The organism is Bifidobacterium stellenboschense, from assembly GCF_000741785.1.
Taxonomy (GTDB): Bacteria; Actinomycetota; Actinomycetes; order Actinomycetales; family Bifidobacteriaceae; genus Bifidobacterium; species Bifidobacterium stellenboschense.
Genome location: NZ_JGZP01000004.1, coordinates 17710 through 34690 on the forward strand (window position 1 = coordinate 17710; position 16981 = coordinate 34690).

Annotated in this window: 17 protein-coding genes; 8 read left to right on the plus strand and 9 right to left on the minus strand. The window is 59.4% G+C overall.

Annotated elements, in window-relative coordinates; translation table 11 throughout:
* The first annotated feature begins 43 nt into the window (after positions 1-43).
* From BSTEL_RS01430 to BSTEL_RS01465, 8 genes are all read left to right on the plus strand, one after another.
* A complete protein-coding gene (locus tag BSTEL_RS01430) occupies positions 44-907 on the plus strand; it encodes a hypothetical protein (protein WP_034526268.1) in 864 nt (287 codons plus the stop codon).
* A gap of 140 nt (positions 908-1047) precedes the next feature.
* A complete protein-coding gene (argC, locus tag BSTEL_RS01435; protein WP_034526269.1) occupies positions 1048-2142 on the plus strand; it encodes an N-acetyl-gamma-glutamyl-phosphate reductase in 1095 nt (364 codons plus the stop codon).
* Positions 2139-3311: a bifunctional glutamate N-acetyltransferase/amino-acid acetyltransferase ArgJ gene (argJ, locus tag BSTEL_RS01440; protein WP_034526271.1), complete on the plus strand. Its 1173-nt coding sequence runs from the start codon at positions 2139-2141 to the stop codon at positions 3309-3311. The genes argC and argJ overlap by 4 nt, the downstream gene beginning before the upstream one ends.
* A gap of 135 nt (positions 3312-3446) precedes the next feature.
* On the plus strand, positions 3447-4403 hold the full coding sequence (argB, locus tag BSTEL_RS01445; protein WP_034526273.1) for an acetylglutamate kinase: 957 nt from the start codon (positions 3447-3449) through the stop codon (positions 4401-4403).
* Positions 4393-5712, plus strand: coding sequence for an acetylornithine transaminase (locus BSTEL_RS01450; RefSeq protein ID WP_051922746.1), 1320 nt, complete (start codon positions 4393-4395; stop codon positions 5710-5712). The genes argB and BSTEL_RS01450 overlap by 11 nt, the downstream gene beginning before the upstream one ends.
* A gap of 42 nt (positions 5713-5754) precedes the next feature.
* Positions 5755-6720 (plus strand): ornithine carbamoyltransferase, encoded by a 966-nt coding sequence (argF, locus tag BSTEL_RS01455; RefSeq protein ID WP_034526277.1) that lies wholly within the window; start codon positions 5755-5757, stop codon positions 6718-6720.
* Complete coding sequence (locus tag BSTEL_RS01460) at positions 6717-7226, plus strand: arginine repressor (protein ID WP_034526278.1); 510 nt, start codon at positions 6717-6719, stop codon at positions 7224-7226. Before argF ends, BSTEL_RS01460 begins: the two co-directional genes overlap by 4 nt.
* Positions 7227-7448: 222 nt before the next feature.
* The gene (locus tag BSTEL_RS01465; protein WP_034526280.1) at positions 7449-8687 is read left to right on the plus strand and encodes an argininosuccinate synthase; all 1239 of its coding nucleotides are present in this window, start codon (positions 7449-7451) and stop codon (positions 8685-8687) included.
* Between the two features lie 183 nt (positions 8688-8870).
* Here the strand turns inward: BSTEL_RS01465 and BSTEL_RS01470 are convergent, their stop codons facing one another.
* The 9 genes from BSTEL_RS01470 to BSTEL_RS01500 all read right to left on the minus strand — a co-directional run bounded on the left by BSTEL_RS01470 (position 8871) and on the right by BSTEL_RS01500 (position 16936).
* Positions 8871-9068, minus strand: a complete 198-nt coding sequence (locus tag BSTEL_RS01470) for an acetyltransferase (protein WP_238567596.1) — start codon at positions 9066-9068, stop codon at positions 8871-8873.
* A gap of 62 nt (positions 9069-9130) precedes the next feature.
* Positions 9131-9289, minus strand: coding sequence for a transposon-encoded TnpW family protein (locus BSTEL_RS11640; RefSeq protein ID WP_006428300.1), 159 nt, complete (start codon positions 9287-9289; stop codon positions 9131-9133).
* A gap of 142 nt (positions 9290-9431) precedes the next feature.
* Positions 9432-11303 carry an AAA family ATPase gene (locus BSTEL_RS01475; protein ID WP_034526282.1) on the minus strand — a complete coding sequence of 624 codons (1872 nt, stop codon included), beginning with the start codon at positions 11301-11303 and terminating at the stop codon, positions 9432-9434.
* Positions 11304-11314: 11 nt separating this feature from the next.
* Positions 11315-11617 (minus strand): hypothetical protein, encoded by a 303-nt coding sequence (locus tag BSTEL_RS01480; RefSeq protein WP_033495400.1) that lies wholly within the window; start codon positions 11615-11617, stop codon positions 11315-11317.
* Complete coding sequence (gene mobQ, locus BSTEL_RS01485; protein WP_033495402.1) at positions 11614-13110, minus strand: MobQ family relaxase; 1497 nt, start codon at positions 13108-13110, stop codon at positions 11614-11616. Before mobQ ends, BSTEL_RS01480 begins: the two co-directional genes overlap by 4 nt.
* Entirely contained in the window at positions 13076-13435 is a 360-nt protein-coding gene (locus tag BSTEL_RS01490) for a DUF3847 domain-containing protein (protein WP_034526285.1), read from the minus strand. The genes mobQ and BSTEL_RS01490 overlap by 35 nt, the downstream gene beginning before the upstream one ends.
* Positions 13432-13665: a hypothetical protein gene (locus tag BSTEL_RS11645; protein WP_084686030.1), complete on the minus strand. Its 234-nt coding sequence runs from the start codon at positions 13663-13665 to the stop codon at positions 13432-13434. Before BSTEL_RS11645 ends, BSTEL_RS01490 begins: the two co-directional genes overlap by 4 nt.
* Before the next feature lie 170 nt (positions 13666-13835).
* Positions 13836-16175 carry an ABC transporter permease gene (locus tag BSTEL_RS01495; RefSeq protein ID WP_202962062.1) on the minus strand — a complete coding sequence of 780 codons (2340 nt, stop codon included), beginning with the start codon at positions 16173-16175 and terminating at the stop codon, positions 13836-13838.
* A gap of 86 nt (positions 16176-16261) precedes the next feature.
* Positions 16262-16936 (minus strand): ABC transporter ATP-binding protein, encoded by a 675-nt coding sequence (locus BSTEL_RS01500; RefSeq protein WP_034526289.1) that lies wholly within the window; start codon positions 16934-16936, stop codon positions 16262-16264.
* Between the last annotated feature and the right edge of the window lie 45 nt (positions 16937-16981).

The following is a 16981-nucleotide window of genomic DNA, read 5'->3' on the forward strand; positions in this document are numbered from 1 at the left end:
AAACGACATAAGTTAACATAAGGTGCAACACGAGGAGGACCCGATGAGCGCACCCGGACAGCAGCCGAACGATCCCGCACAGCAGACGGGAGGGAACGGCGTCGCACCGGGCGCGGGCTCACCGGGTCCCGTCGTATCCGGGGAGACACCGTCGCAGCCGCCATCGGGGGTTCAGACGGCGCCGGGGCAATCCCCGCGCCCCCAGTCCCAGCCGCAGTACGGCCAATACGCGCAGCCCGACTACGGCGCGATGCTGAGCCAGTTCGGTCCGAACTACAATCCGTATCTCTATGGTGCGCCCGACCCCGAGCCGCAGAAGGACGATGCGGGGGAGTCCGCGCAGACGTCGCAACAGCGGATGCCCCAGCGTACGCCGGGCGCGGCGTATCCCGGCGGATACGGGCAGAACGGCCCGTACGGCGGGCCGCAGGGACAGTACGGACAGCAAGGACCGTACGGACAGCAGGGGCCGAACGGCCCGTATCCGCAGAACGGCCCCTACGCGTCGAACGGTCCGTACGCGTCGAACGGGAATCCAACGGCCCCGGGCAACGGTGCGAACGACGGTCATACGCCGCGCTACTTCTACGGCATCGACGTGAACGACCCCAATCAGAACCCGCTGTACGGGCGCTGGGACTCCTACGCGATCATCGCCTTCGTGTTCGCGCTCGTCTTCAGCGTGCCCCTGCTGCCGACCATCATGGGCGTCATCTCCGTGTGGCGCACCGGCACCTTCCATATGAAGGGCCGCGGGCTCGCCATCGCCGCGATCGTCATCAACCTCATCACCACCGCGGTGCAGATCTGGATGTGGGTCAACGGCGTCGACGTGACCGACCTCACCAACCAGATGCTCAATATGGTCGGCGGAGGTTCCGGTTCCGGCGACACGATGACCACGTGACCACGCCAATCGCGTGAACGATGACGGTGAGGTGCGCCTCGCCGTCCATGTGCCGTCTCGACACGTGATTACATAATTATGCAATAGTCTGCATAGGTATGTATGCTCGTGGGTATTGCCCATGAAGTGAAGGACGTGATATGGCGAAATACACGGTGGCCGTGGCGGGTGCCACGGGTTATGCGGGAGGCGAGGCGCTGCGCATTCTGGCCGCCCATCCCGCGTTCGAGGTGACCTGCGTGGCGGGCCACTCCTCGGTGGGGGACAAGCTCGGCAAGCACATGCCGCACATCCCGCAGCTGGCGGATCTGACCGTCGAAGACACCACCCCCGAAGTCCTGAACGGCCATGACGTGATCATCCTCGCGCTGCCGCACGGAGCCTCCGGCAAGCTGGCGTCCCAGCTCGACCCGGACGCGGTCGTCGTCGACCTCGGCGCCGACCACCGTCTCGAAGAGCAAAGCGCGTGGGACGAGTTCTACGGCGGCGACTTCTACGAGCATTGGACCTACGGCATGCCCGAGCTCATCACCGGCAAGGCCGCCGACGGCTCGTACACGCGCCAGCGCGCCGCATTGCCTGGAACCAAGCGCATCGCCGGCCCCGGCTGCAACGTGACCGCCACCACGCTGGCCCTGCAGCCCGGCGTCGCCGAAGGCCTCGTCGAGCACACGGACATCGTCGCCGATCTCGTCGTCGGCTACTCCGGCGCCGGCAAGAACCTCAAGCGCACCAACTTGCTCGCCGCCGAGGCGTTCGGCTCCGCCCTGCCGTACGGCGTGGGCGGCACGCACCGCCACATCCCCGAGATCCTGCAGAACCTCGCGCACGCCGCCGGCCTCGACGCCGCTGCCGCCAGCGGGTTCACGCTCGGCTTCACGCCGGTGCTCGCGCCCATGTCGCGCGGCATCCTCGCCTGCGTGAGCGCGAAGATGACCGACAAGGCGAAGCACCTGAGCGACGCGGCGATCCGCGACGTGTGGGCCCACGCCTACGAAGACCAGGACTTCATGGTGCTGCTGCCGGAAGGCACCCTGCCCGCCACGGCGAACATCATCGGCTCGAACGCCGCCCACATCCAGGTCGTCACCGACCGCAAGGCCGGCCGCATCATCGCCTTCGCCGCCATCGACAACCTCAACCGCGGCACCGCCGGCCAGGCGGTGCAGTCCCTGAACATCGCCCTCGGCCTTCCCGAAGACCAGGGCCTGACCAAGATCGGAGTCGCCCCGTGAGCGTCACATTCGCACAAGGATTCGCCGCATCCGGTGTCGAGGCGGGCATCTCCGCCGTCGCCGGCAAGAAGGATCTCGCACTCGTCGTCAACAACGGCCCGCTCGACGCGGCCGCCGGCGTGTTCACCTCCAACCGTTTCTGCGCCGCGCCCGTCCAGTGGTCGCGCAAGGTCGTCGCCGACGGCCACGTCAAGGCCGTGATCCTCAACTCCGGCGGCGCCAACGCGTGCACCGGAGCGGAAGGCTACGCGCAGTCCAAGGCCACCGCCGAGACCGTCGCCGCGCTCGTCGGCACGGAACCGGACGACGTGGCCGTGTGCTCCACCGGCCTCATCGGCGAACTGCTGCCGCTCGACCACGTGCTCGACGGCGCGAAGGCCGCCCACGCGGCGCTCGCCGCCACGCCGGAAGCCGGCGCGGACGCCTCCCACGCCATCATGACCACCGACACCAAGCCCAAGACCGTCGAACTCGAAGGTTCCAATGGCTGGAGGATCGGCGGCATGGTCAAGGGCTCCGGCATGATCGCCCCGCAGCTGGCCACCATGCTGTGCGTCATCACCACCGACGCCGTCGTCTCCGCCGGGCAGCTCCAGGCCGCGCTCGCCGTCGCCACCGAACACTCGTTCAACCGCATCGACGTGGACGGCTGCATGTCCACCAACGACACGGTGCTCCTGCTCGCCTCCGGCGCCTCGGGCGTCGAACCCGACAAGGACGAGTTCAACAAGCTCGTCAAAGACGCCTGCGCCTCCCTCGCCCGCCAGATCATCGGCGACGGCGAAGGCGCCAGCCACGACATCCGCATCACCGTCACCGGCGCCACCACCGAGGACGCGGCGCTCGCCTGCGGCCGCGCCGTCGCCGCCTCCAACCTGCTCAAGTGCGCGATCAGCGGCAACGACCCGAACTGGGGGCGCATCGTCTCCTCGCTCGGCACCGTGCCGCCGGAAGTCGCGCCCTACGAGTCCGACAAGGTGACCGTCGACGTCAACGGCGTGCGCATCTGCGAGAACGGCGGCGCCGGACGCGACCGCTCCGAAGTCGACATGACCCCGCGCGAGGTCCACATCGACATCGACCTGAACGCCGGGGACGCCGAGGCGACCGTCTGGACCGACGACCTCACCCACGAATACGTCCACATCAACGCGGACTACGAAAGCTGAAAGCCCAAGAGTCATGCTCCCGCGGGCGGGAGCTGTCCGACGGATGTCGGACTGAGGGTGGCGCCGCGAACCACCCCCGGTCATGCCGAGCATGACAGCCCCGCCAGCGGGGGCGGCAAGAAACGAAAGAAGAACATGTCTACTGAACTGAAGGGACCCGGATTCCATTTCGACGTGCACACCGACCTGCGCGCCGACCAGAAGGCCGAAGTGCTCATCGAGGCGCTGCCGTGGCTCGAGGAGTTCGCCGGCCAGCGCATCGTCGTCAAGTACGGCGGCAACGCGATGATCGACGAACACCTGAAGCAGTGCTTCGCCGAGGACATGGTGTTCCTGCGCCAGGTGGGCCTGCACCCGATCGTCGTGCACGGCGGCGGGCCGCAGATTTCCCAGATGCTCAAGGCGCTCGGCATCAAGTCCGAGTTCAAGGGCGGTCTGAGGGTCACCACGCCCGAGGCGATGGACGTGGTGCGCATGGTGCTCACCGGCAAGGTGTCGCGTGAGCTCGTCGGCCTCATCAACGCGCACGGCCCGCTCGCCGTCGGGCTTTCCGGTGAGGACGGTGGCCTGTTCTCCGCCATGCAGCGCCGGCCCGTCATCGACGGCAAACCCACCGACATCGGCCTCGTCGGCGACGTCGTCTCCGTCGACGCCTCCGCCGTCGAGGACCTCGTCAACGCGGGCCGCATCCCCGTCGTCTCCTCGGTCGCGCCGAACGAGGACGACGCCACCGAAGTGCTCAACGTGAACGCCGACTCCGCGGCCGCCGCGCTCGCCTCCGCCGTCGGCGCGCACAAGCTCGTCATCCTCACCGACGTGGACGGCCTGTACGCCGACTGGCCGGACCGCAACTCGCTGATCGGCCGCATCGGCGTGGAGAACCTGCGTGACATGCTGCCCGATCTCGAATCCGGCATGCGCCCGAAGATGGAGGCGTGCGTGCGCGCCATCGACGGCGGCGTGCCCCAGGCGCACATCATCGACGGCCGCAAGCCGCACTCCATCCTGAACGAGATTTTCACCTCCGCCGGCATCGGCACCATGGTCGTGCCCGAGGACGGCATCGAAATGAGGAGCTCCTATGTCTTCTGACGTGAACAACACCACTTCCGCCGCGGTCCCGGAACCGCTCGGCCCCAAGGATTCCCAGTGGCTGGGGGAGTACTCCCAGGTCCACATGAACGTGTTCGGTACGCCGCTGCGCGTCATGGACCACGGTCAGGGCGCCCGCGTGTGGGACGTCGACGGCAACGAATACCTCGACTTCCTCGGCGGCATCGCCGTCAACTCGATCGGCTACGCGCACCCCAAGTGGGTGAAGGCCGTCGCCGAACAGGCCGCGAAGGTCGCGCACGTGAGCAACTACTTCGCCACCGAGCCGCAGATCGAACTCGCCGCGCGCCTCGTCAAACTGGCCGGCGCGCCCGAAGGCTCCCACGTGTACTTCGGCAACTCCGGCGCGGAAGGCAACGAGGCTGCACTGAAGCTCGCCAAACTGTACGGCCGCACGCTGCCTGGTGCCGCGCCCGCGATGGGCGGCAAGCCGGCGCGCATCATCGCCCTGACCAACGGCTTCCACGGCCGCACGCTCGGCGCGCTGTCCGCCACATGGAAGCCCGCCATCCGCAAGCCGTTCGGCCCGCTCGTGCCCAACATCGAATTCGTGCGCGCCGGCGACCCGCTCTCCCTCTACGAGGCGTTCAGCGAGACCGGCGTCGGCCACTACGGCAAGGGCCCGGTCGCCGCCGTCATCATGGAGCTCATCCAGGGCGAAGCCGGCGTCAAACCTCTTGGCGCCGACTACGTCAAGAAGGTGCGCGAGATGTGCGACATCAACCACGCGCTGCTCATCATCGACGAGGTACAGACCGGCATCGGCCGCACCGGCGCATGGTTCGCGTTCCAGCGCGAGGACCTGTCCGGCGGCATCACGCCCGACATGGTCACGTTCGCCAAGGGCGTGGCCGGAGGCTTCCCGATGGGCGGCATGATCGCCTTCGGCGAGAAGCTCTCCGCCCTGTTCACGCCTGGCTCCCACGGCTCCACCTTCGCCGGCAACCCGCTCGGCGCTGCCGCGGCGCTCGCCACGCTCGACGTGATCGAGGAGGACGGCCTCGTCGCCAACGCCGAAGCGCGCGGCAGGCAGCTGCGCGACGGCATCATGGCCGGCGGCAACCCGCTGTACGTCTCCACGCGCGGCCGCGGCCTGCTCGACGCCGTCGAACTCGCCCACCCGTGCGCCCACGCCGTGATGAACTGGTGCCTCGAACGCGGCCTCATCGTCAACGCGGTGCGCGCCGACGCCCTGCGTTTCGCCCCGCCGCTCATCGTCTCCGAGAAGGACATCGACGAGGCGCTCGCCATCCTCAAGGCCGTTCCCGGCGACCTTCCCGACGACTGACCGCAACCGCCCGCCACCCGCACACCCGAAAGGACAACCACCATGACCCCCGAACTGCGCCACATGCTGCGCGACGACGACCTCAACCACGAGGAGCAGAAGCAGGTCCTCGAACTCGGCATGAAGTTCCGTGAGAACCGCTTCTACCGTCAGCCGTTCGCCGGCCCGCAGGCCGTCGCCGTGCTGTTCGACAAGCCCTCCACCCGCACCCGTTCCAGCTTCTCCATCGGTGTGGCCGAGCTGGGCGGCTACCCGCTCGTCATCGACAAGTCCGGTTCCCAGCTGGGCCGCGGCGAGCCGGTCGGCGACACCACCGAAGTGCTCACGCGCATGGCCTACGGCCTCGTGTGGCGCACCTTCGGCCAGGACCGCGTCGAGGAGATGGCCGCGCATGCCACCTGCCCCGTCGTCAACGCCCTGACCGATGATTTCCACCCCTGCCAGATCCTCGCCGACTTCCTCACCATCGCGCAGTTCCGCGGCGGCGTGGACGCGCTCAAGGGCAAGACCATCGCCTATGTGGGCGACGCGGCCAACAACATGTCCAACTCGTACCTGCTCGGCGGTGCCGTCGCCGGCATGCACGTGCGCGTCGCCGGCCCGCAGGGCTACCTGCCCCGTCCGGACATCGTGGCCGACGCCGAGCGCATCGCCGCTCAGAACGGCGGTTCCATCCTCGTGACCACCGACGCGAAGGAGGCCGTCAAGGATGCCGACTGCGTGTTCACCGACACGTGGGTCTCCATGGGCGAGGAGGCCGAATACGCAATCCGTTCCAAGCCGTTCTGGAACTACCAGGTGAACGACGAGCTGATGGCGCTGGCCAAGCCGGACGCCTTGTTCCAGCACTGCCTGCCCGCCTACCGTGGCAAGGAGGTCACCGCCTCGGTGATCGACGGTCCGCAGTCCGTGGTGTGGGACGAGGCCGAGAACCGTCTGCACGCGCAGAAGGCGCTGCTCACCTGGCTGGTCGGCAAGCAGCGTGGCGACGAAAGCCTGCTCGCATGAGTCAAACGCGTCCGTCCCTCCACCGTCCGGCCACGCGCGCCGCGCGTCTGAGCGCCATCGAAGAGGTGCTGCTCACGCACATCATCACCTCGCAATCCCAGTTGTCGTCGATTCTCGCCGACGAGGGTATCGCGGTGACGCAGGCGACGCTGAGCCGCGACCTCGACGAGATGAACGCGTTCAAGAAGCGCCTGCCCGACGGCACGATGGCCTACGCCGTCGGGCATGATCCGGCGGGGGAGGAGCAGACGGACTCCGCCAAGGCGGAGGCGCAGATGTCGCGCGTGCTGAGCGGGCTCGTCACGTCGGTCGCGGCAGCCCGCAACCTCATCGTCATCCACACGCCGTCCGGCGCCGCCCAGTACGTCGCGTCGGTGATCGACAAGCAGCCGATCGACGGCCTGCTCGGCACGATCGCCGGCGACGACACGGTGATGGCGATCTGCAAGGACGACGACACCGCCGTCGCCCGCGCCGACTGGCTCCTCGCCCTCGCCTCCAAGTGACCTACTGGTCCTCCCGCTGGCGGGAGGTGTCGGATCAGTGGTGGCGCGGCCTTGGACGGAGTCGGAGAGTCCTCCCGCTGGCGGGAGGTGTCGCGCAGCGACGGAGGGTGGTCTTCGGTGGCCCCACCCACAACCCCCGCGTACGCATGCTGGACACGCCGTGCATAAATATACAGACTTCTGTATATACTTGCATCAGTTTGTTTTGAAGAAAGGCATTCCATGGCAGATAACAATCGACTCGTGCTCGCCTACTCCGGCGGCCTCGACACCTCCGTCGCCATCTCCTACCTCAAGGAGCGCACCGGCAAGGACGTCGTCGCCGTGTCCCTCGACGTCGGCCAGGGCGGCGAGAGCCTCGAAACCATCAAGCAGCGCGCCCTCGCCTGCGGCGCCGTCGAGGCCTACGTGGTCGACGCCCGCGACGAATTCGCCAACGAATACTGCATGAAGGCCCTCAAGGCCAACGCCATGTACGAGGGCGTGTACCCGCTGGTCTCCGCCATCTCCCGTCCGCTCATCTCCAAGCACCTCGTGCGCGCTGCCCACCAGTTCGGCGCCGACACCATCTCCCACGGCTGCACCGGCAAGGGCAATGACCAGGTCCGCTTCGAGGTGTCCATCGCCTCCATCGACCCGACCCTGAAGGCCATCAGCCCGATTCGCGACCTCGCGCTCACCCGCGACGTGGAGATCGCGTTCGCCAAGGAGCACAAGCTGCCCATCGTGCAGACCGAGAAGAGCCCGTACTCCATCGACCAGAACGTGTGGGGCCGCGCCATCGAGACCGGCTTCCTGGAGGATCCGTGGAACGGCCCGACCAAGGACTGCTACTCCTACACGGACGATCCGGCGTTCCCGCCCGTCGAGGACGAGGTCGTCATCGAATTCAAGGAAGGCATCCCGGTCAAGATCGACGGCCGCGACGTCACCCCGCTGCAGGCCATCGAGGAGATGAACCGCCGCGCCGGCGCCCAGGGCATCGGCCGCATCGACCTCATCGAGGACCGTCTGGTCGGCATCAAGTCCCGCGAGCTGTACGAGTGCCCGGGCGCCGTGGCGCTCATCACCGCCCACCAGGAGCTGGAGAACTGCTGCCTGGAGCGCGAGCAGCACCGCATCAAGCGCGACATCGACAAGCGTTGGGGTGAGCTGGTCTACGATGCGCAGTGGTTCAGCCCGGCCGTGGCCTCGCTCAACGCGTTCATCGAGGACACGCAGAAGTACGTGTCCGGTGAGATCCGCATGACCCTGCACGGCGGCCGCGCCGTGGTCACGGGCCGTCGCTCCGCCACCTCGCTGTACGACTACAACCTGGCCACCTACGATTCCGGCGACAGCTTCGACCAGAAGTCCTCCAACGGCTTCATCGACATCTACGGCCTGCCCAGCCGCGTCGCCGCCGCCCGCGACATCAAGTTCGGCAACGGCATCGAAGTGCCGAACAACGTCGTGGAGTAGTCTCGGCTTTCGTGACCGTGACCGTGGCGGTCGGCGTCTTCATCGCCGTCTGACGGTTTCGGCCGGCCATCGGCCTTTTTGGGACGGGGTCCTCCTTCCCTTCATGTGGGAAGGAGGACCCCGTCCTTTTGTCTTTCCAAGCCTTCGCGGAACCGGTCGATGAACGGGCGGCGGGCGGTCGCGTCACATGCTTCCGAAGTCCACCAGCGTCACGTCGTCCGCCTGCGCCGCGCGACTCGTGACGTGTTCGTCGAAACCGTTTTTCGAGAAGAGCATGTAGTGCCCGTGCTCGGGATGCAGGAGCTCGGCCCGATTGCGCAGCGTTTCAAGCTGGCGCAGCCCGGTCGGCACGCTGCGCCACTTGCATTCGCAGAACAGCATGGTCTTCGGATCCTCCCCAGAGACGAAAAGTCAAGGACTTTTTCATCAAATTCACAAAGAAGTCACATTTTGCGGACTTCCTCACGGAGCAGACGCTTGATTTTGTCCTCCATTGTCTCTTTTGCGGTCTGGCTGAAATGCACACGGACGATATAGGTTGTCTTGCCAATCTGCTTTCTGACAGTAGGGCAAGTGGCGGTGTTGGTTGCGGTATTGTTCATTCAAAATCCTCCTGTAAATGAAAAATGCCCGGTGACTGTTCATCATCGGGCGGTGTCGGTATGAGGGAACAAGGCAAGGCGGCAACATTAAGGTATCTATAAAAACCTTGCCGTCTTTGCCACGCTTGCCGTGTTCCTGTTGTCAATCTCGGAGATAGCAGACCCATGCTGTGCCGTCTTTCTCGGTCACAAGTCTGTCCCCGATACGGCTCTTTGCCGTTCTCATGGTGCGTGAGGAAATCCCACGCTCATTGACTGCCTTTTCCAGCTCTGCGCTCGGCATACGCTTTCCATCTGCAAGCAGTTCCAGAATGAGCATTTGCGCCTGTGCGGTCTTGCTTTCGGTCTTGGCGGTGTCTGTCCCGGCAAGAAGCTCGTCAGCGGTAATGTCATAAGCTCCTATCCATTCAAAGCCTTTCTCGTCTCCCAGAGAAAAGGCAAGGGACTGTCCGGGCGGCGCAAGGGAGCTTTTCTCATGGATAAGCACCCTTGTTGTGGGACTGTCTTTCAGCTTGCCAATAAACAGCAGACTGCGGACTGCCGCCGTAATGTCGATAGACCCCAATCCCCGGTAGGTGCTTTGCGTTCCTGCGGCTTTGTTGAGGTGTCCAATCAGCACGATAGCGCACCCGGTAGCCTGTGCAATGTCTCCCAGACTGCGGAATATTGGGCGCACCTCGTTTGCCCGGTTCATGTCCACATCTGCGCCCAGAAACGCCTGTACCGGGTCAATGATAACCAGCCTTGCGTTGTTCTCACGGATTGCCCTTGCTATGCGCTCATCGGCAAGAGTCAGCGGCGTGTCTCTATCGTCAATGACAAGCATTCGTTCAAGGTCTGCGTCCGCTTCCATCAGCCGGGGCTTAACGGTATCGCCCAAACCGTCCTCTGCGGTCTGATAGATGATATTGAAAGGCTCAAGTTTCTCCATACCGGGTAAAGGCTTTCGGTTGGTGCAAGCCGCCGCAAGACGCATGGCAAAGTAGGTCTTGCCCTCACCGGGGTTGCCCTGTATGATCGTCAGCTTTCCAAAGGGGATATACGGAAACCATAGCCAATCCACGCTCGTCAGCTCCACATCTGCCATGCGGAGCATTGGGACAGGCTGGGCGGTGGGCAGCTCTCGCAGCGTGATTGTCTCGGCTATGAATTTGCGGCTGGGAATGTCCCCTTGCTGACGGAGAACATCGTTCCAGTCTTTCCTTGCCGGGACAAGGCGAATGACGGCGATCTCGCCGGGAATGGACTGTGCCAGTCGGGAGCAGGCTTCACTTCCTGCGGTGTCGCTGTCAAGGCAGAGGAATACTTTTCGGGTGTCCTTGCGTTCAGAAAGAAAACGGTCAAGGGCTTTGCCCGAAACGCCGCCCAGGGCAAGATAGCTCCTTGTCTGCCAGTCCTGCGGATAAAGGCAGATGAACGATAACAGGTCAATCGGCGCTTCAAAGACAAAGAGCTGGTTGCCGTTGCCCTCGTATCGGAACGGATAGGACTTGTCAGACCCGGCAATGTCCTGTCTGAATGGGTCTGCCGTTCCTCGCACATGGGCGTATCTCGGCGTACCACTTCGGTCTCTGCCAACAAACACAACATTTTGCCGCTTTGCGTCTTCGTAAATATCCCCGGAAAGAAGAAAAGCCTCAACAAGCATTTTGTTGAGACCTCGGCTTTCGCAAAGATATTGAATTGCTCTGTCGGCTGTTCTGTTGTGCAAGGGCAAGTGAAACGCTGTGGGCGGTGCTGTGCTGGCTTCGCTCTGTCCCTCGCCGCTTTCGCCGATCAGGAGCTGGACGGCTTCGGGAAAGGACTTTCCGTAAAACTCCATGACAAAATCAATGGGATAGCCGCCCTTACTCTGGCTGTGGCGAAACCATTTGTTTCCTCGGACGGTCAGACTGTCATGCTCTTTCCAGCGGTATTCCCGTCCGCTTTTGATAAGCGTTTCTCCCTGTGTGCGGAGAAAATCTTCCAGACTGACGGCGTTTGCCCGGTCAATCTGTGCTTGGGTGTACTGCATGAGCGTCCTCCTTACTTCTTGAAAACAGCGCATCGTCTGCAAACGCCATGCTCACGCTCGTCCAGCGTATAGGGGCAGTTTGCACATTCCTCACCGTACTGTCTTGTGGTAACGGGCAGATAGCCCAAATCCTGCAACATATCAATCTGACGGTCGGTGAGGGTGGCTTCAAAGGCAAGGCATTTCCGGGTGTGTTCGTCCAGCTCAATTAGATTGGAAAGCGGTCTGCCATCGGTCAAAGGCTCTCCGCTCAAAAGGCGTTTTGCCGTTCTGCGGATGGGGTTGTATTCGTTCTTCCAGTCGTATTTTTTCATCGGGATATATCCTCCTTTTTGTGTCGTGTTTGGGGTCGATTTTGGAGCTTTTGTTCCTCTGTACGCTCGTTAAATCGGGCGGCAGTATCTACGCATGACTTGACCTTCCAAAGGCGGTGTAAATCGTCTCTGACGGTCTTAAACTCGCCGTAGGTGGTTTCATGCGCCTGTTCCAGAGCGTCATACTCTGCGGACAGCTTTTTCATATCCACCTTACCGTCCGGGAACTCTCCGGTCAGCTTTCGTCTGGCGGCGTAGAACTGTTTCAGTTCCGCTTCATGCTCTGCCTTGTACTTGGCTCTGGGCTTCTCAAACTTGATTTTCTGCAAGCCGTCATAGATAGGCTTCAAGCTCTGGAAAGCAGCGGAGCTGTCATAGAGCTGCTTAATTGCTTTCATTCGGGCGGTCTGTTCGTCCAGCGTTTTCTTCAAGCTCTCTGTGGCAGCACTGTGTTCGCTGACACGGTGTTCCAAATCTTCAAGGGAGTAAATGTCGTTTGCCCGGAGATAATTGAAAGTCTCGTTCATCTCCTTTAGATTGCTGACCTTGCCTTTCTGCGAATACGCCCCGGCTCTGCGCTGGGTGTAATAGGCGTTCAGCAGAGAAACAAGGTCGGGTGCCTGCGGCTTGGCAAGCTCCGCTTTTGCTTCGGCAATCCAATCAAACAGGAGAGCGATTTTCTTCTTGATGTCCCGGATAACGGCGTTGGTGGCTCTGATCCAGCGGTTGAACTCGCCTTTCTCGGTGCGTATGCCTTTCTTCTCCATTGCCCGGACGGTTGCGCCATCATGGACGGTGGGAAGAAGCTCCACGCCCTGACGCTCATAGCTTCGGTGGTCGATACGAACGTCAAGCCCCTTTTCCGCAAACTTGGCGTTGCATAGCTCCGCCCATGTCTGCCGCCAGTATTCCAGCGTTTCGGGACTGCCCCAGTCGGTAGTGGGAACGGCGTTGAACACAAACTTTCCGTCTGCGTCCCGGATACGGTTGCCGTCCTCGTCCAGCTCGTACACCCGGCGTTGCTTTAGCCCCCATTTGCCGTTCTGCTCGATGGGGCGGATGGGGCAAAGCACATGAAAATGCGGATTTGGTATGCCGCCGTCCTCCCGGTCTGGCTGGTGTACGGCGAAGTCAACCACCATGCCCCGGCTCACAAAGTTCTCCAACAAAAATTGCCTTGCAAGAGCGATGTTTTCCTCAAGGGAAAATTCATTCTGCAAGGCAATGTCAAAGCTGTATGCAAGCTGGGCGTTCTTTCCACGCTCGGCTTTTTCCACGGCGTTCCATAGCGTCTGGCGGTCTGCGTATTCGGGCGGTGCATGGGACGGCAGGAGAATGTCAGAGCAGATCACGCCGCCCTTGCGTGTGTAGTCGCTGTATTCGCCGTAATACTCGCTATACAATCGCTCCCCGGCTCGGTAGGCGGCAGAAGCAATAGCGGACTGTCCTGCGCTTCGTTTAGTCTGCGTGACGCTCAGATGAAATAGTGCCATCGACTTTCAACTCCTTTTCTCTGTTTGCTTGGCTGATGTGGGTAATCGCCATATGGTGGACGGCTCGCTGGACTTCTGCCAGAGAAAAGATGTACTCCATCAGCTCTGTCATTTCGGTGCGTGTGAGATCTTTGACCTCCGGGGCAAGGCTCTCAATCGTGCCGCCCAGATTGCAAAGGCGGTGGGTGCGCTTGGTGCGTTCGCCTTTCTCCAGATACTTCTTTCGATTCTCCAGACGCTCCAGCTTGTGCTGTTCCTGCGCAAGCTGCGTCTCGGCTCGTTCCTTTTCGGCTCGGAGCTGTTCAAGGGTTTTCGGTTTTGTCATTGTGCTTGACCTCCTTTTTTGATTTTGGGGATAAAAAAAGACCGCCGACTTTTCGCATAGTGCGACCAGTCAACGGTCTGATTTTCGGTATTTGTTTTTCCAAACTTGCTGGCGGCGAACAGCATTTTATGCTGTTTGCGGACGGCAAGTCCACAGGGGATAGCCGCATTAGCGGCGCAAGGGGGTGTAGCCACCTTGACGGAACGAAGTGACGCAACATTCTCGGTCATGCAGTTTTCTTCTGCCGACCGGGAATGAAGCTCCGCAGGACGCACGATACTTCCGACAGGGGAGTATAGAAGTGCGCCCTTTAGTTCCTAAAGGGATTTTATCAGTTCGACAAATCGGAAGTTATCTATTTCTCCTCTTCGTTAAGACCTAGTTCATTACATATTACTTGCTATCCCTGATACCTTATTCTTTCTACCAGCGTTTCCTTTTTCAGATTACTGCTTAAAACACAGGAAAGCACAATTTGTAGAATACCAACCAGAAGAATCATAACAAGAATCGGGATAAGAGGAACGTGATAAACGTTCATTCCAAAAATCCCATTATGCTTCGCATAGGAAAACAGTGCATAGCCAAGGGGCAGACCGGCAGCAAGTGCGACGCAGATGGTGCCAACCGTAAAAATCAAGCCCTGTATTTGTAAGCTCAGATTCAACTGCTTATTGGTCATGCCTACCGCTTGCAGCACACCGTATTCCTGCTTCTTCGTGATGATATTGATGATCATAGTGTTTGCCAGATTCATAAACCCAATGAGACCGACAATTGCCATGAACAGATAGCAGCCAAGCTTCATCATACGGCTTGCGTATTCTGCGGTTTGCAATTCTGCGTGATAGGTGTTCAGCTTGATATGAGAAGTATCGGAGAGCAGGTCATTCAGGCTTTGCTCTACAGATGCCACATCTTTTTTATCACAGTCCACCCACAGATATCCATAGGCTGTTCCCCTCGGATTCATGGAACGGTATACACCTTCCGGAATGACAAGATAAGTGTCCGCGCTTACAAAGGATCCTGCAATCTTTCCCTGATAGGTATAGGTTTCACTTCCGTTGTCAAAGTTGAATGTAATCGGTGCACCCGCAGAATACCCGTCAGCTTCCATCCACTTGGACCAGCCAAAGAAAACATCCCCGTTTTTGACAGCCTGTGCATAGTCCATGGAACCGATATCGCCATCCCCGCGCATCATTTCAAAATCCTCTTGATTTACGATTGCAACCGGAAATTTTGTTCCGTTCAGATCTGCAGAGACGATTTCTCTCGTCAGTACATCCGTTACACCGGGGATGGATTTGATTTCTTTAATCAAAGAATCATTCAGTGGGTTGTTCTGTAGGATTGTGTCCAGATTATTCTCCGAATAGGCTTCATCATAATTCTGGGAATAATCCAGCTGCAACTCAAATTGTCCATGGTTGATTGCAATCCGCGCCTCGTGCTGCGTGTCAATATTCCCAACATAATTAGAGATAATTACAAACAATACACAGGAAAGCCCCATGGTAAGAATCGTAGCAATGGTTCTTTTCGGATTGCCTGTCACATTTGCCATTGCCATGGAGAAAACGGTGACATCTTTTCTGCCTTTTCGTCTGCCCTGTTTTTGCGTTTTGGAGCCGTCAAGATACCGTGTCGCTTCGATGGGTGAAATCCGGGAAACAATTTTCATGGGTTTGCGCAGAGCCAAAACGACCGTAAGAAACGATACAAAAATGCAGATGAGCATAATTGTCAGTGAAAACAGAGGCACCTGATGGTTCTTGATTCCGGACGATACCAGATTTCCCTGCTCCACCAGCCAGTTGAAGCTGACGTTTGCAATCAGGAAACCAAACAGCAGCCCCAGCGGTATCGAAGGAACCGCCAGAAGAATGCCCTCACGAAAGATCAACTGCTTCATCTGCTTTCTGGTTGCACCCAGCGCCTTGATTTTTCCGTACTCCTGAACCTTCTGGGCGATCCCGACCTGGAAGATATTATAAATGACCACAACGGAAAACAGCACGATTCCGAGGATCAGGGTTCCACAAACCACAATCATTTCATAGCTCGGCTGCAATACCCACTGCAGGTAGAGGTCATTGATGATCACGTTTTTCTGGTCAATGCCGCAGGAATCCGCGATTTCTTTTATAACAGGCGCAACATTATTCATAGATACATTTGCAGAATCGCTCAAGGTAAAATAGATATTATATTGCCTGTCACCCTCCGCAACACGCTCATTATAAAAATCCTGCGAACCGAATACAACATAGGAAGCCTCGATGGTATATTCATCCCGGTCATATAAAAGCCCGCTGACAGTAAATTCCATCGGTGCGTATTCCGACTGCATGCCGGAACGGTACTCCAATGTTACGGTGTCTCCGACCTTTACATCATGGTATCCCACTGCATCAAAGAAAGCGCGTCCTGCGGCAATTTCCTGCGCCTTTTCCGGATAGGTACCTTCCTTCAACACATATTCCTGATTATAGGGAAGCATTTTCCTGACCGTTTCATCCGCACTGACAAAGCCGCCATTCTCATTTCCTTTCAGGATGCCCTCCGTACACATGATGCCGATATCAGATATCTCAGCTCTGCGTTCCACTTCTTTTAATTGCGTACCATCTGCGGCGATAAACAGGCCGTAGTTGCTTCCGTATGAGCTTGCAGCCTGATCCTTCTGTAAGAGGATCAGTCCATTTCCAATTGTACTGATAATGACCAGAAGCATGGTAGTCAGGCAAATCGCCGTCATAATGAGGACACTTCTTGTCCGATTTCTTTTGTCGTTGCTGAATGCAATTTTGCTGATCGTCCTCAATTGAAATCCACCACCTGTCCATCCTCGATGACTAAAATACGGTCAGCAACCTGCGCGATCTCATCATCATGGGTAATCATTACAATCGTCTGTCCATATTTTTTTGCGCTCATTTTCAGCAGCGCGATCACCTCGTCACTTGTCTTGGAATCAAGATTTCCGGTTGGCTCGTCCGCAAACAAAATCTCCGGTCTGTTTACCAAGGCTCTTGCAATCGCAACGCGCTGCTGCTGTCCTCCGGAGAGGGTATTCGGAAGATTATGAATCCGGTGTTCAAGACCCAGTGTGGTGATAATATCATTGACATAAGCTTTATCCACTTTTTTTCCGTCAAGCCCCAACGGAAGAACGATATTTTCCCACACATTGATGGAGGATACCAGATTGAATGCCTGAAATACAAATCCGATCTTTCTTCTCCGGAAAACGGCAAGCTGATCCTCCTTCATGGAATACAGGTCCTTGTCAGACAAGATCACGCTGCCGCTGGTTGGTGTATCCAGCCCGCCCAGCATATGCAGCAGGGTACTTTTTCCGGAGCCGGATTTTCCGACAATGGCGACAAATTCTCCCTGTTGAATCTGGATATTCACATGATTGACGGCTTTGACCTGATTTTCCCCCGTCTCATAAAATTTGCAAAGCTGCTTGGTTTCTAATATCACGCCCACTCCAATGGCCTCCTTTTCTTATTTACCAGCATTGTATCAAAGGAA